Source organism: Peribacillus simplex NBRC 15720 = DSM 1321 (assembly GCF_002243645.1).
Taxonomy (GTDB): Bacteria; Bacillota; Bacilli; order Bacillales; family DSM-1321; genus Peribacillus; species Peribacillus simplex.
Genome location: NZ_CP017704.1, coordinates 2782182 through 2796775, shown reverse-complemented (window position 1 = coordinate 2796775; position 14594 = coordinate 2782182). Strand labels below are relative to the sequence as shown.

Genomic DNA, 14594 nt, shown 5'->3' with positions numbered 1-14594 from the left:
TCAAGGTTAAGAAAAAAGCTGACACTCACTTTCATGTCCCCTTATTCATTCCCCGATTGCCTGATTCACTTCCAATTGCCGGAATGATTCATGTATCATTTAACGATTTCTTCTTCTCTTTCAGAACGTTTATATTTTAATTTTGTCGCTTCTCCACCTCTAAGGTGACGAATGGATTTATGATAATCCAATATATCCTTCACTTCGTTAGCCAAATCAGGATTAATTTCTGGCAGCCTCTCAGTTAAGTCTTTATGCACTGTGCTTTTAGAGACTCCGAACTCTTTTGCAATGACACGGACTGTTTTTCTAGTTTCCACGATATACTTTCCTATCTTGATAGTTCTTTCTTTGATGTAATCGTGCACACCACTCGACCTCCCCAAATTGGATGTGAGAAGTGTGAAATGAGATTCGTATTTTTCGAATCGAATACCGCTGCCCTATAAACAATGAAAGATAGAATTATTCACCTATTAGATAATTTGTAATAAACGATTCCTCACCTCAAACACTCTCTTTGCATGGTTTATAACATCTTATTAGCTTGGTTAAGAATATATGCCTAATGGGACAGGAGGTTTGTATTTATTTCTGATTTTCATCTGTTTATTTTCATAAAGCGCAAATTATTTCCCGAGAAATTTGTCAGAAATTCAAAGGTTTCAGCATATTGGCCAATATTTCCTCGAAAGAAAAAAAGGAAGCCGTTCAAAGTGAACGGCTTCCTTTTACCAAATTTTCAGTTGTTGTCATTCGTAACGCTCTAGGTTTTTGTTTTGATTTTATTAAAAATCTTAATCTTAATTAGATTGATTTAACGAATCTTTTAAGGAATCGCTTTCTTCAGTTGTATCTTCACCAGGGACAGAGCCTTCTTCATCAGTGCCACTCTCTAAATCAGTGCTCTCGTCAGTTTCGTCAACTGCAGGCGCTTCTTCCGTGCCAGTTTCAGATTCTTCGACTGCAGGTGTTTCTTCTTTATCAGCTTCAGATCCTTCGACTGCAGGTGTTTCTTCTTTATCAGCTTCAGATCCTTCGACTGCAGGTGTTTCTTCTTTATTAGCTGAATCTTCAAGTTCGCTGCCTTCGGTTTCAGTTGCCGATTGGATCGCAGAAGCTTGTTTATCAACAAAATCAAGTGGGTTTAACGCAATGTTATCTTTTCTGATTTCGAAGTGGACATGTACGCCAGCCTCTTCATTGATTTGGCTTTTTCCAGCTGTAGCAATTGCTTGTCCTTGTTTCACTTTGTCACCAACTGCAACCTTAATGTCCTTAACAGATTGATAACGAGTAACCACGCCATCCTCATGCTCTACTTCAACTAAATTTCCAAGTAACGCATCGTCTTGAACTTTCGTTACATTTCCACTTAAGGAAGCTTTTACATCGAAAGACTTTCCATCTTCCATTGCAATATCTATACCTTTGTTCTGCTCATATCTATTGTTGTAGAAAACCAATGCTTCTTCTTGTGCCTTTTCATCCGCATTCACATCATAAAACTGTTTCTTGATAACCGTTTTGTCTGCATCGGCTACAGGCATCTTGATTGTCTCAAGATTACTATTAACCTCTACAGAAGGCTCACCATAGTTTTTTCCTGTTTCAGCTGATTCCTCTTTGCCATCTTTAGCTGAATCGTCAAAACTATTTTGTAATAAGAAGGCCGCGGCTAAGATTATGGCTGCACTTGCGATATAGATTGCTGATAATGCCCAACGTTGTTTTAGTATACGTCGGATTGTGGAAGTTGGTTTCTTTTCTTCCTCTCTCATATTAATCACCTCAGCAATCATTCTGAACATTTTGTTAAGATTATATACATTCAGGAAAAAATTTTTTTAGATTTATTTTGTGGAAATGAAACCGATTTTATTCGTAGAATGGTAAAATGTTTGGTATCTTACTGTTGAAGGATGTTTAAATCATGAAAAAAGCTTTTAAACTTGTGTTAACGTTATTGCCTTTTCTATATATGATTGCCATTTGGATAATGTCGAGCAACCCCGATGATATGATTCTTGATCTTCCCTCATCCTCAATTGACCGATTTATCAAAGAGGCACTTCATCTGGTCGAATTTGCCCTTTTGTATATATTATTAGTTTCCGCCCTTGCTGCAAACCAAAAACTGAAGCCTGGTTTAAGCCTGTTGGCGGCACTTGTGGCTTGTCTTTACGGAGTTATTGATGAATACCACCAATCTTTCGTCCCATACCGCTCCTCTACCTTAATAGACCTCATAAAAGATATCATAGGAGTAGCTGCAGTCTATTTTCATGTCCAATATCATTATTTCAAGCGTGAACGGGGCTTTTTGACCATTATAGAGAAATTAAACGAAAAAAAATGAGAGATGGGAATCCCCATCTCTCATTTTTTTGCCGTCATCGTATTCAGCCACTTACTTGAAGACTGAACTTTGACGCCTTTATAATAATATTTCACGATGTCTTCATAGGTTTTCCCTTCCCTGGCCATGCCATTAGCACCGTATTGACTCATTCCAACTCCGTGTCCGGATCCTTTTGTCGTGATGACAATCTGGTTGCCTTGACGCTCCCAGTCAAAATCGGATGATGTCAGCCCGAGCTTCTCACGAATCTGTTTTCCTGTCATTTTCTTTCCTCCGATTTCCACTACACCTACGCGATTACCTGATGTTCTTTCAATGACGGTCCCTATTGATGTTCCCGAAGAAAGACTTACACCCAGTTTTTTTTCAAAATCTGCAGTATCGACTACAACTTTATTATAAAATTTTGGTGATTCTTCTTTATCCCACGGACTGGATACACTTTTTAAATAGGGATAATCAGCTTGCCAATAGTCCTCGGAATTCTCCGTGTAGCCATTACTGGTCGAAAAAAAAGTGGCAGTAATCGGTTTTCCTTCATAGGTTAAGATTTGACCCGCCGTTTCTTTTATAGCCTTGTTAATTTTTTGCATCTTCGATTTATAATCAGAGCCCCACTGTTTTTTCAGCTCATCATTATTCTTATAAACTTGGTGCATGACCGTATCGCTTACATCGGCACCATCCGGCAAGCCTAATCGGCTTTCGCTTATGAGCTGATTGACAATGTAAGTTCTCGCTGTCAATGCTTGAGCCTTTAGCGCTTCCTCTTCAAAATCCGCTGGCATTTCAGCCGCAACCACACCAGTCAAGTACGATTCAATCGGCAGTTTTTCAATCTTTTTTGCAGATGTGCGGTAAACCGCAACTTCTACGGAACTCATTTCATTTGCAGCTACCTCTTTACCTTCATTCTTCACTTTCTTTTCTAATTGTTCGGTCAACTGCCCACTTGTCTTATCATTTGAAAATGGAAGCACAAGCACTGCTGGAATCATGATAATTACGAATGCTACTGCTATGAATAGTACGATCATCGGTTTGATTGCTTTCAAATTCCTGAGCCTCCCTACACTTGTTTTCTCTGCCGTATAATCGTATCCAGCAGGTATCTTTACATAACAAATGTATGTCGAAGGACAAGCTTTTATGAATAGAAAAACGACAACTAATTAACTGTAGGCGGATGAATCCGGAACAAGACAAAAAAAAACCATTCACGGTTCAATGACTCGAACGTGAATAGTTTTATAAACTTTCTTATGCGTTTAGATCTGCAATTTTTTTTGTTTCAGCAGGTACATCTTCGTTAATACGTTCCACATCAGCACCTAGAGATGCCAATTTACCATGGAAATTCACGTATCCTCTGTCAAGATGCTTCAATTCTGTAACACGTGTAATGCCATCTGCAACCAATCCAGTCAGGATGAGCGCTGCTGCGGCACGTAAATCTGTTGCAGCTACTTCAGCACCTTGAATATTAGTTGGTCCATTAACGATAACGGAACGACCTTCTATTTTAATATTGGCATTCATGCGACGGAATTCCTCAACATGCATAAAACGGTTTTCGAAAACGGTCTCCGTAATCATACTAGTTCCTTCAGCACGCAGTAATAATGCCATCATTTGCGATTGCATATCAGTCGGGAAACCAGGATGCGGCATTGTTTTGATATCAATGGCCTTCAAGGTTTTTGGACCGATAACGCGTAATCCATCTTCTTCTTCAAGAATTTTAACGCCCATTTCCTCCATTTTAGCAATAAGGGAAGTAAGGTGTTCAGGTACAGCCCCTTGAACAAGAACATTGCCGCCAGTAAGAGCGGCCGCAGTCATGAATGTACCAGCTTCGATACGGTCAGGTATAATCGTATGTTCAGTGCCATATAATTTATCGACACCTTCGATTCTCATCGTACCAGTACCGGCACCTCTAACTTTGGCTCCCATTTTATTAAGGAGATTCGCAAGATCTACAATTTCAGGCTCTTTGGCCACATTTTCAAGAATAGTTATACCTTCAGCAAGTGTTGCTGCCATCATGATGTTTTCAGTGGCACCCACACTCGGGAAGTCAAGATACACTCTTGCACCCTTAAGTCTGCCTTCTACTTCGGCATCAATGAAACCATTGCCGACCTTCACTTTTGCTCCCATCGCTTCAAAGCCCTTTAAATGCTGGTCGATAGGACGTGATCCGATGGCACAGCCACCAGGAAGAGCAACGCGGGCCCGGCCATTCCTTGCTAGTAATGAGCCCATCACTAAAACGGAAGCTCTCATTTTACGTACATATTCAAATGGTGCTTCTTCTAATAACTCTCTTGATGCATCTACAGTTACTTGATTGTCATGAAAGGCAACATCTGCATTTAAGTTGCGCAATACTTCATTGATTGTATATACATCGGAGAGCGTAGGAACATCTTTAATGATACTTTTCCCATCACTTGCTAATAATGTTGCAGCGATAACTGGCAAAACGGCGTTTTTAGCACCTTCTACTTTAACTGTCCCGCTAAGCCTTTTTCCGCCGCGGACGATGATTTTTTCCAAAAGTATTCCCCTCCGCGTCCATTTTCTCTATATTAATATTCAAACGTTATGATTGGTGTGCCAACTACAAAGTTCGTTCGGTCACCCAATCCTTCTGTCCGTAGCCCAAACTGCAAATTTAATTTTTCTTTTGTCAAAGGTTGTTTAAACAATGTTGAATGTGCAGATATAGATGTAAAGTTTGTTTCATGCACACTCTCAATTTCCCTTGCTTGGAACATATCTAACAGGTCTTCAGTTTTAGAGTTTAAAACCGAATCCATATTATCATTGATAGACCCTTTAATACAAGAAAAAATTGAAGGAGTCCCTATAAATAGGTCATTCACCCTGTTTTGGAACGTAGCAGTAAAAAATGCCGCATTAGCTTTCTTCCACTTTTTCCCCTTCACTTCGTAAATAACATAGGTAACTTTATCAAATTTCTCTTCCGTTGTCATTATTTTGATAGACTCGGTCAGACCTGAATCGACATTGTAAGTTAACGCCTCAGCCTTCCAGCCGGAAGCATCATCTTTCCGGTGCCATTGAAATTGAGGGTATTTTCGTTTTAAAGCTGTAACTTTGCTTTCAAACTCTTGTTTAGTTGTAATCTCTTTATTTATTTCTCTAGTGAGTACAGACCAATCCCCTATGTCTAAATCTTTATCATTTTGTAACAGTCCAACCAATTTAACTATATCTGGTTTATTTTCTGCCACAATCGTACTATTCCCAATTAAAATCACCATCAAACCGAGAAATACTATGTATGTTAACATTTTTTTATTTAAAAAATACATGTTAAATCCCTCCCCTTTTACACATTCTTTCCATAAGGAGAGAGATCATACTTCGAGTTTTCCGACAATTGGTGACATCTTCCCCTTAATCTGGCAGGAAGCATGGCGAATACAAGAGTAGAATCATATTTTGCTATAAGAAAAGTCTTACAGCTTATCAGTCATTACTAAACATATACGGGAGTTGGTTTGCAAATCCCAGGTAGTCAAGGAAGAAATTACTTACAACTGAACCGATGGCAACCGTTAATAAAATATATAAAACCCTGGCCTTGATGACCGAATTGGATCTTAACATTTTATCAAAATGTAATGCCTGTAAAGCCCACCAGGTAACTGCGATGAAAAACAAGTGTGCAATTATTCCCGTTAAAGCCTGCTGTCCCATTGCTGAAAACATGTACATACCTCCTAAAAGACACCCGAATTCTATTCTAACACAGACCCCTTCATATTTGGAATTTAAAAGGAAGAATTACAAAATATCTTTTTAAAACTTAAATAGAGGCTTGATCCAATGGAACAAGCCTCTAATACAGGCATTATATCATTTACTCGAAATAAAGTCTGTAAATTCGCCAAATTGATCATGAATAAAATCAAAGGCAATATTTGGCGCCACCCCGAAAAGTATGGTGCCTATTACGCAAATGATCAACACGGTGTAAAGACCCGGACGAATTTTAATGACCTTCTCTGAATGAATGGGTCGGAAAAAGACCTGCACCAATAATCCGAAATAATACACATAGGACACAATGGTACCTGCAATCATGATTCCCGCAAGGACAAAATGTCCAGGCTCCGTTATGAATGTTCCAAGAAAAATATTGAGTTTGCCAATGAAACCTGTCGTCCCGGGAATGCCGGCAAGCGACAGAATGAATACAGTGAATGCGGTGGCAAGATACGGTGATTTCCTCCCCAGTCCTGCAAGAATGCTAATATCCTCTGACCCACTTTGACTGGAGAGCAGCTGAATGACTGCAAATACACCTATATTCATTAATACATAAGCCATTAGGTAAAACCAGACAGTATCCAGCAGGAAATATCCCCCGCCCAATGTTGCCACCGCTACAAGCAGATAACCCGCATGAGCGATGCTTGAATAGGCGAACAATCGTTTTAAATTTTGCTGCCTTAACGCAACCACATTTCCAATGATGATCGTAAGCCCTGCCAATGAAGCTATATAGATATTATTTTTTTCCAAAAAGTCGAGCGCTCCGAAGGTATCACCGGAAGCGGTTAGGAACAACGAAAGAAAAATGCGCAGGATGATGACGAAACCCGCCATTTTCGAAATTACACTCAAGAAGGCTGCGACCGGTGTCGGTGCCCCCTCATAGACATCCGGCGCCCACATATGAAATGGAGCGGCAGCTATCTTGAAGGATACACCCACAAATACCATGAAGAAAGCGAGGCCCATAATGTATTGCAGCTGGCCGTCCGTCATCGCAGCCATCGTCCGGCTCATTTCGCCTAGATTGACGGAACCGGTCACTCCATATAAATAGCTCATCCCGAATAAAGTGATGGCTGTGGAAATGCCTCCGTTTATCACATACTTCATGGACGCTTCGTTGGACTTCCGATCATGCTTACGTATTCCGACTAATATATAAGATGAAAGTGAAAGAAGTTCCAGTCCAACGAACAGGGTTATCAAATCACCGCTTGAGGACATGACCATCGCTCCCAGCAAAGCGGTCAGGAACAGATAATAAAATTCCCCCCGGTGCTCCCGCATCCCCTCTTGCGGTTCATATCCTTCAGCCAGAAGGATGATTAGGGCCGCTCCGAATAATAGTAGCAGCTTAAAAGCTTTTGCAAATGAATCTAATCGAAACGTATCGGATAAGATACTGACTGTCTCAAAGGATAGCAGGCTAATCAGTGACAAACATGCCAAAATGATTCCGGTTAGCGCTAGCCATGCCAGTCTTCTCCGATTAAAGTGCTTCGGCCAGAATAAATCCAATAACGAAAGAATCATTGCCGTTCCAAGGATGATGAATTCTGGCATCATCGCTCCCCAATCATAAGAAAGCATCGTGTTCAAATCCATCCTTCATCGCCCCCCTAGAGCAAGCATCATGGCTTCAATCGTTCCTTGAAGAGGCCCACCTAACAAATTTGGGTATACCCCAACAGATATTATCAAACCGAGAAGAACTAATGATGGCAAAAACTCCCAGCTCCTAAGGTCCCATTTCTCTTTTTCTATCAAGCTATCATTTTTCCCGAAGGTCATCTGCATGACCGCCCTCAGTACATAGACAGCGGTTAATACCAGCCCGATCACCCCTATTGCCGCAAGCAACGGCTGACTCTTGAATAGGCCAAGAAATACCATGAATTCACTGATGAAGCCGGACATTCCAGGCAAACCAAGTGAAGCCATCCCGCAAGCTAACATGAACCCTGAAAAAATCGGCATCGACTTGGCCAATCCTCCAAGCTTAGGAAGCATGGTGGTTCCCGTCCGCTCGTACAACACACCCACCAAGAAAAACAACAATGCAGCAATTAGCCCGTGTGAGATGACTTGAAAAATGGCTCCCTGAATGCCCGATTCATTCAATGCACCCAGCCCCATCATGACGATACCCATATGTGAAATTGATGAATATGCTAAAACGAGCTTGAAATCCGTTTGTACCAATGCTAGAAATGCACCATATAAAAAACTGAGGACCCCAAAAAGGACAATGGTAAAGGCCAAGCTTTTATATTGTTCAGGAAATATCCCCATTCCAAACCGGATGATTCCGTATGCCCCTATTTTCAATAGTACACCCGCATGTATCATGACTATGGATGGAGGTGCTTCTGCATGGACCCGAACCATCCAGCTGTGAAAGGGAAAGACGGGCAGCTTTATTGCAAATGCAACGAGAAAGGCAAGACATAAACCATATTTCATCGAACCGGATATGGGTGCAAAAAGCGAAACACCGCCCATTGTCATCATCTGTGTCAATGCCGCAATGTTGGTCGTCCCTGTTCTGGCAAACAAAATCAAAATGGCCACCAATAAAACAGCCGAACCAATGCCGTTATAAATCAGAAAACTATAAGCAGCTTTCTCCCTCTCCAGAAAGCCCCATCTACCAATTAAAAAGAAAGCAGGAATCAAAGTCATTTCAAAAAAGATGAAAAAAAGGATCAAATTTTCTGCCGTGAAGACACCGAGCATTCCAATCTCCAAGATCAAAAATAACAAATAATACCCTTTCCATTCTTTTCTTATATAAATGGAGGCGATTGCGGCCAGTGATGAAATGATTGTTGTCAGTAATATGAAGATGAGACTTAATCCATCCAGCCCCAACTCAAAGTCAACCGTGAAGAGCTTGGGATCATACATCTCCAAATTCCCAAACCTGATCCAATTCAACTTAATGTCAAATAAGGACAAGGCCACACCCGAATAATATTGGCTGCATAGAAAGAACGATAGGAAAAGGGGAGGCAGTGTTCCGAAAAAGCCAAATTGTTTAATCGTCCTTTCCTCTTTTTTCGGCATAAGGGCAACCATCACTATGCCCAGCAGCGGTGAAAACACTAAAAGCGAGAGCAAATAGACATTCATCTTAGATACCCCCCAGTTACTGCAAAAATCACCAACAGTACCGCAAGTCCCAGAAAGGCTATCATGCCATATTGCTGTACCTGTCCCGTTTGCAGTTTAGACCCTATTTTCCCCAATCCTTCTATTGAACTTGTTACAGTGGAAACCAGACCACCGACAATGAACCTTTCAATATAAGATAGGAATATACTAAAGCCTTTGATTGCATAGCCTGCAGTAAAATGGTAAATCTCATCAATATAATACTTATTTTCCAAGACCCTATATACCTCGGAGTTTTCTTTGACAAGCCATTCACGAGGTAACTTCTTTTTAGCGTATATCATATAAGCAAGGTATATCCCGGCCAGCGATACAAGCACGGCCAACAACATTATCCAAACGGGCCCCTCACTATGGCTGGCGCCTAGAAGAGTTTCATTTCCCTCAACAAGCCACTCCCCAAGGAAAGTTCCAAACCACGGTGTTTGGATATACCCACCGATTACAGCAAGCAAAGCCAATATGAGCATGGGAATTAACATGGTGGAAGGTGATTCCTTGACCTGTTTTACTTGACTGCGCGAATCGCCTGCAAAGATCATGAAAAACAGCCGGAACATATAAAACGCAGTTAAAAAGGAGGTAACCACCGCTAGACCAAACAATATATAACTACCATTCTCCCAGGCTGCCATTAGAATTTCATCTTTACTGAAAAAACCCGAGAGCAACGGAAACCCCGATATCGCCAAAGTGCCAGTCAAGAACAGCGGCCCAGTCCAATTCAACTTACCCCATAGGCCGCCCATCTTTTCCATATCCTGTGTATGTATAGCGTGAATAACACTGCCTGCTGCCAAAAACAGCAATGCTTTAAAAAAGGCATGGGTCATTAAATGAAACACCCCGGCCACATATCCCGAAGTACCCAAAGCAAGCATCATAAAACCAAGCTGAGAGATTGTCGAATAGGCCAATACACGCTTAACATCCTTTTGCACTATGGCAATGCTTGCGGCAAATATGGCTGTAATTCCGCCTGTTATTGCTACGACCTGCATCGCTGCTTCACTAGCCATGAATAACGGAAACATGGCTGCCACCAGGTAAACCCCTGCAGCAACCATGGTTGCTGCGTGTATCAATGCGGAAACCGGAGTCGGGCCTTCCATTGCATCTGGAAGCCATGTGTGAAGTGGAAATTGTCCAGACTTCCCAACCGCACCGATAAAAATCAAAATAGCGATTAAAGTCAGTTTTCCACTTGATATCATGCCCGATTGAACAGCTTGAAAGATCTCTCCATATTCAAAGCTGCCTGTTTCCCAGAATAGAAGAATGATGCCGATTAAGAGTCCTACATCCCCAACCCTGGTCATGATGAATGCCTTCTTTGCTGCAGCCTTAGCTTCCAGTTTATAAAAGTAAAACCCAATGAGCAGGAAAGAACCCACCCCTACCAGTTCCCAGAAGATATAAAGTTGTAATAAATTAGGTGCCATGACAAGTCCAAGCATGGCAAAGGTGAAGAAGCCCAGATAAGCATAAAAAATGGAGAATCGCACTTCACCCTTCATATACCCCTTCGAATATATCTGGACAAGCAGGCTGACAAGGGAAACGACCACAAGCATCAAGGCATTAAGCTGATTGATTTCGAAGCCAGCTGTAAGTTGCGTCCCTCCGAAGGAAAGCCAATCTATCGATATATTATAAGTAGGTTCTTTAAATCGTTCTATCAGGACAAGCAACGATAAAACAAACGAAGCCAATGTACATATTATTCCTATAAAAGCCCCTCGTTCCCGCAACCGCCCGCCTGATAGAAGCAGAACCAGAAACGTGACGAGTGGAAAGATCGGTATGAGCCATGCGTGCTCCATCATCGTATCAAATCCCCTTCTTCATTTATATAAACCTTCAATGCTTCATAATTTCCATTTCATCGACATTGACCGTCTTCCGATTGCGATAAAGGGACATTAGTATAGCCAGCCCTACAGCCGCCTCGGCCGCAGCGATCGTAATCGTAAATAAGGAAAAAACTTGACCCGTAATGGATGGCGTTACCCCGAATTTACTGAAGGCAACTAAATTGATATTCGCAGCGTTCAGCATCAGCTCGATTGAAATCAAAACAATGACCGCATTTCTTTTCGTCAAGGCACCATACAGCCCTATACAAAATAAAACGAGTGCCAATACAAGGTAAGCCGACAAGGGAACTCCCGTCATGATCGATCTCCCTCCTCATCATCTTTTTTAGCCAATACGATTGCACCGACTAAAGCAACAAGCAGGAGTACCGACATCACTTCAAATGGAATCACATATTTTGAAAAAAGTTCGATTCCTATTTGCTTCGTATTTTCCTCATGCAAAGCCGTTGGCTGTACAGGTATATCCAGATTATAAATCCCCAGATAAACCGCCACAGCAAATCCCGCAATCGCTGCCAGCAAGGAGAAATTCCCCCAGCCCCCTTTAGCGGGTGCATCATTTTCTTGGTGTTTTGTCAGCATAATCCCGAATAGCATCACGATCGTAATTGCACCTGAATAAATAAGGATTTGGACAATGGCGACAAACTCGGCCGAAAGCAACATATAAATTCCTGCAATGCCCAAGAAAGTAAAAACAAGTGCAATTACCATGTGCACCACTTTTGTTAAGGTAATCAGCAGCACCCCGCCTACTATCGCGACGAGTGCCAAACCAATAAAGGCAATTAATTCACCCGACAAACTCATACTTTATTCACCTTCCGGATATTTTCATCATTTTCATCCAGCCACTCCAGATTTTTAAATAGATGATCACGGCTATACTCGGCCAGCTCGAATTGATTCGTCATCACGATTGCTTCTGTAGGGCAGACCTCCGTACATAAATCACATAAAATGCAAATCTCGAAATTGATGTCATACGTATCGATTATTTTCCCTTTTTTTGACGGGTCCGGATGTTTCTTACCAGTTAATTGAATACAATCCGTTGGACAAATCGTCACGCATTGATTGCATACAATACACTTTTCAGGATAGAATTTTTGGATTCCGCGGAATCGGTCAGGGAGCGGAAGCGGCTCATTCGGGTAGTCATAGGTCACTTTTTTCCTCGTCAAGTTCTTTAATGTATAGGTTAAACCTTTTGCTAAACCAAGCATATAAATCCCTCGCTTTCCGACCAGCTTAAGTTTTTAAAAAAGGTTAATCAATTCTTTTATTAGTGCCGTCAAAAATATATTCGCTAATGCAACCGGAAGCAGCACTTTCCATCCGAATTCCATCAATTGATCGGCCCTTATACGAGGAAAGGTTACACGAATCCAGACCAATACATAGAATACGGCACTGAACTTCAGACCGAACCAGATGGCTGCCGGAATAAAATCCAAAAACGGAATAGAATTCCATCCTCCTAAAAATAATACAGTGGTTAGCGTTGCCATTGCAAACATATACACATATTCGGATAACATAAAGAAGGCCCAGCGAAATCCAGAGTATTCAACATGATAGCCTGCAACAAGTTCGGATTCCGCTTCCGGAAGGTCAAAAGGAACCCTGTTCAACTCGGCAACCGATGCAATAAAAAACACGATAAACGCAATCGGCTGAAGAAAAATGAACCAAATCTTTTCCTGGGCTGCAACTATATCATTCAAGTTTAAACTGCCTGTTATGAGGACGATTCCCACTAGCGACATCACCAGAGGGATCTCATAAGATATCATTTGCGCGGCTGCTCTCATTCCGCCAATCAAAGAATATTTATTATTGGATGCCCAGCCCGCAGTGACGATGCCGATGGTCGATATGCCCGAAATCGCAATATAATAAAGCAGTCCGACACCTATATCAGCAAATTGGAAGGCATCGGTGAACGGCAAGGTGGCAAGGACCATGAAAGCAGGTGCAAAAGCAATTACCGGAGCTAAAATATATAACGGCTTATCAGCTTTTTTGGGTATCGTATCTTCCTTGATCAGGAGTTTCAAAACATCAGCAACGGTCTGCAAGAGACCCCATTTCCCCCCAATTTGGTTTGGGCCAACACGCATCTGCATGAATCCCATGATTTTCCGCTCTGAAAGGATTCCATAGGTTACAAACCCTAATACGACGAACAGGAGCAGGACTGCCAAACCAAAAAAAATGCCAAAATTCAGTAGACTTGGAGCGGAGTGGAGAAGATCCTTGATCATTTATCCATCCACCTCCCCTAAAACGATATCGATTGCACCTAATATAGTTATCAAGTTCGCCATATTTTCCCCTTCCAATAATTTCGGAAGAATTTGCAGATTATAAAAAGAAGGTCTGCGAAATTTCAAACGGTATGGCTCCTTTTTCCCTTCACTCGCGATATAACAGCCGATTTCCCCTCTTGGTGATTCTATTCGGACAAATGCTTCACCCTTAGGAACCTTTATTATTTTAGGAACCTTAGCAAGGACCGGCCCTTCTGGAAATTGCTCAACAGCCTGCTCGATGATTTTGAGTGATTCTTCGATTTCTTCCATTCTACAGTGATAGCGTGAAAAGGCATCACCCTCTTCCCTTGTAGGAACATCAAATGTAAACCTGTCGTAAATGGAATATGGTTCATTTTTTCGTAAATCCCATTTCACACCTGTACACCTTAAGTTGGCACCGCTAAGCGAATACTGCAAGGCTTCTTCCTTCGTATAGATGCCCACCCCTTTAACCCGATTAACAAAGATTTCATTCCCTGTCACAAGCTCATGGTAACCGGCAAGCTGCTCCCTCATATAAGGGACAAACTCGGCGACCTTCGCAATCCATTCTTCGGGAGCATCCCATTTCACACCTCCGACACGCATATAATTGAATGTAAGGCGTGCCCCTGACAATTCAGTCAATAAATTAACGATCATTTCACGCTCTCGAAAGGCATATAGGAAAGGGCTCGTCGCACCTATATCCAGCAAGTATGTACCCCACCAGACAAGGTGGCTTGCAACTCTGCCCAATTCCATTGCGATAACCCGCAAATATTCTGCCCTTTCGGGAATCTCCACCCCCATCATTGTCTCAACAGCATGGCAAAGCACATAATTATTTGTCATTGCCGCTAGATAATCGAGCCGATCGGTATATGGGATTATTTGTGTATATTGCAGATTTTCCGCTAGCTTTTCCGTACCGCGATGCAGATACCCAATGACAGGTGTAGCCTCTTTTATAATTTCACCGTCAATCTTGATGACAAGCCGAAAAACACCATGTGTACTCGGATGCTGCGGCCCGACATTGAGAAGCATTTCTTCCGTCCTTAACAT

General features: G+C 41.8%; 15 protein-coding genes. 1 reads left to right on the top strand and 14 read right to left on the bottom strand.

The annotated features are described in order from the left end of the window. Positions 1 to 95 precede the first annotated feature (95 nt). Together spoIIID and BS1321_RS13385 are read right to left on the bottom strand one after the other, a co-directional pair. The gene (gene spoIIID / locus BS1321_RS13390; RefSeq protein WP_034315767.1) at positions 96 to 368 is read right to left on the bottom strand and encodes a sporulation transcriptional regulator SpoIIID; all 273 of its coding nucleotides are present in this window, start codon (positions 366 to 368) and stop codon (positions 96 to 98) included. Between the two features lie 435 nt (positions 369 to 803). Further along, complete coding sequence (locus BS1321_RS13385) at positions 804 to 1781, bottom strand: stage II sporulation protein SpoIIQ (protein WP_094246611.1); 978 nt, start codon at positions 1779 to 1781, stop codon at positions 804 to 806. A 152-nt stretch (positions 1782 to 1933) separates the two neighbouring features. Between BS1321_RS13385 and BS1321_RS13380 the strand changes: the two genes are divergently transcribed. Continuing rightward, complete coding sequence (locus tag BS1321_RS13380) at positions 1934 to 2359, top strand: VanZ family protein (RefSeq protein WP_063236473.1); 426 nt, start codon at positions 1934 to 1936, stop codon at positions 2357 to 2359. Between the two features lie 20 nt (positions 2360 to 2379). Here the strand turns inward: BS1321_RS13380 and spoIID are convergent, their stop codons facing one another. The 12 genes from spoIID to BS1321_RS13320 form a co-directional block, all read right to left on the bottom strand. Then, complete coding sequence (gene spoIID, locus BS1321_RS13375) at positions 2380 to 3417, bottom strand: stage II sporulation protein D (RefSeq protein ID WP_232522788.1); 1038 nt, start codon at positions 3415 to 3417, stop codon at positions 2380 to 2382. Between the two features lie 205 nt (positions 3418 to 3622). Then, positions 3623 to 4924 (bottom strand): UDP-N-acetylglucosamine 1-carboxyvinyltransferase, encoded by a 1302-nt coding sequence (gene murA / locus BS1321_RS13370; protein ID WP_034315774.1) that lies wholly within the window; start codon positions 4922 to 4924, stop codon positions 3623 to 3625. Between the two features lie 32 nt (positions 4925 to 4956). Next, a complete protein-coding gene (locus BS1321_RS13365) occupies positions 4957 to 5706 on the bottom strand; it encodes a YwmB family TATA-box binding protein (RefSeq protein ID WP_063236472.1) in 750 nt (249 codons plus the stop codon). A 157-nt stretch (positions 5707 to 5863) separates the two neighbouring features. Further along, entirely contained in the window at positions 5864 to 6106 is a 243-nt protein-coding gene (locus BS1321_RS13360) for a DUF1146 family protein (protein WP_034315776.1), read from the bottom strand. Between the two features lie 147 nt (positions 6107 to 6253). Beyond that, entirely contained in the window at positions 6254 to 7780 is a 1527-nt protein-coding gene (gene nuoN, locus BS1321_RS13355; protein ID WP_063236471.1) for an NADH-quinone oxidoreductase subunit NuoN, read from the bottom strand. A gap of 3 nt (positions 7781 to 7783) precedes the next feature. Beyond that, the gene (locus BS1321_RS13350) at positions 7784 to 9307 is read right to left on the bottom strand and encodes a complex I subunit 4 family protein (RefSeq protein ID WP_063236470.1); all 1524 of its coding nucleotides are present in this window, start codon (positions 9305 to 9307) and stop codon (positions 7784 to 7786) included. Further along, complete coding sequence (gene nuoL, locus BS1321_RS13345; protein WP_063236469.1) at positions 9304 to 11175, bottom strand: NADH-quinone oxidoreductase subunit L; 1872 nt, start codon at positions 11173 to 11175, stop codon at positions 9304 to 9306. The genes BS1321_RS13350 and nuoL overlap by 4 nt, the downstream gene beginning before the upstream one ends. A 34-nt stretch (positions 11176 to 11209) precedes the next feature. After that, positions 11210 to 11524 (bottom strand): NADH-quinone oxidoreductase subunit NuoK, encoded by a 315-nt coding sequence (gene nuoK / locus BS1321_RS13340; protein ID WP_063236468.1) that lies wholly within the window; start codon positions 11522 to 11524, stop codon positions 11210 to 11212. Next, the gene (locus tag BS1321_RS13335; protein WP_048685826.1) at positions 11521 to 12039 is read right to left on the bottom strand and encodes an NADH-quinone oxidoreductase subunit J; all 519 of its coding nucleotides are present in this window, start codon (positions 12037 to 12039) and stop codon (positions 11521 to 11523) included. The genes nuoK and BS1321_RS13335 overlap by 4 nt, the downstream gene beginning before the upstream one ends. Next, complete coding sequence (gene nuoI, locus BS1321_RS13330) at positions 12036 to 12455, bottom strand: NADH-quinone oxidoreductase subunit NuoI (protein ID WP_048685828.1); 420 nt, start codon at positions 12453 to 12455, stop codon at positions 12036 to 12038. Before nuoI ends, BS1321_RS13335 begins: the two co-directional genes overlap by 4 nt. 33 nt (positions 12456 to 12488) lie before the next feature. Beyond that, the gene (nuoH, locus tag BS1321_RS13325; RefSeq protein WP_063236467.1) at positions 12489 to 13496 is read right to left on the bottom strand and encodes an NADH-quinone oxidoreductase subunit NuoH; all 1008 of its coding nucleotides are present in this window, start codon (positions 13494 to 13496) and stop codon (positions 12489 to 12491) included. Beyond that, positions 13497 to 14594, bottom strand: coding sequence for an NADH-quinone oxidoreductase subunit D (locus tag BS1321_RS13320; RefSeq protein WP_063236466.1), 1098 nt, complete (start codon positions 14592 to 14594; stop codon positions 13497 to 13499).

Bases quoted from the DNA above. Each gene is read 5' to 3' on its own strand.
- BS1321_RS13385 (WP_094246611.1), bottom strand. From the start codon at position 1,781: ATGAGAGAGGAAGAAAAGAAACCAACTTCCACAATCCGACGTATACTA.
- BS1321_RS13380 (WP_063236473.1), top strand. From the start codon at position 1,934: ATGAAAAAAGCTTTTAAACTTGTGTTAACGTTATTGCCTTTTCTATAT.
- BS1321_RS13365 (WP_063236472.1), bottom strand. From the start codon at position 5,706: ATGTATTTTTTAAATAAAAAAATGTTAACATACATAGTATTTCTCGGT.
- BS1321_RS13360 (WP_034315776.1), bottom strand. From the start codon at position 6,106: ATGTTTTCAGCAATGGGACAGCAGGCTTTAACGGGAATAATTGCACAC.
- nuoN (WP_063236471.1), bottom strand. From the start codon at position 7,780: ATGGATTTGAACACGATGCTTTCTTATGATTGGGGAGCGATGATGCCA.
- BS1321_RS13350 (WP_063236470.1), bottom strand. From the start codon at position 9,307: ATGAATGTCTATTTGCTCTCGCTTTTAGTGTTTTCACCGCTGCTGGGC.
- nuoL (WP_063236469.1), bottom strand. From the start codon at position 11,175: ATGATGGAGCACGCATGGCTCATACCGATCTTTCCACTCGTCACGTTT.
- nuoK (WP_063236468.1), bottom strand. From the start codon at position 11,524: ATGACGGGAGTTCCCTTGTCGGCTTACCTTGTATTGGCACTCGTTTTA.
- BS1321_RS13335 (WP_048685826.1), bottom strand. From the start codon at position 12,039: ATGAGTTTGTCGGGTGAATTAATTGCCTTTATTGGTTTGGCACTCGTC.
- nuoI (WP_048685828.1), bottom strand. From the start codon at position 12,455: ATGCTTGGTTTAGCAAAAGGTTTAACCTATACATTAAAGAACTTGACG.
- nuoH (WP_063236467.1), bottom strand. From the start codon at position 13,496: ATGATCAAGGATCTTCTCCACTCCGCTCCAAGTCTACTGAATTTTGGC.
- BS1321_RS13320 (WP_063236466.1), bottom strand. From the start codon at position 14,594: ATGTTAAGGACGGAAGAAATGCTTCTCAATGTCGGGCCGCAGCATCCG.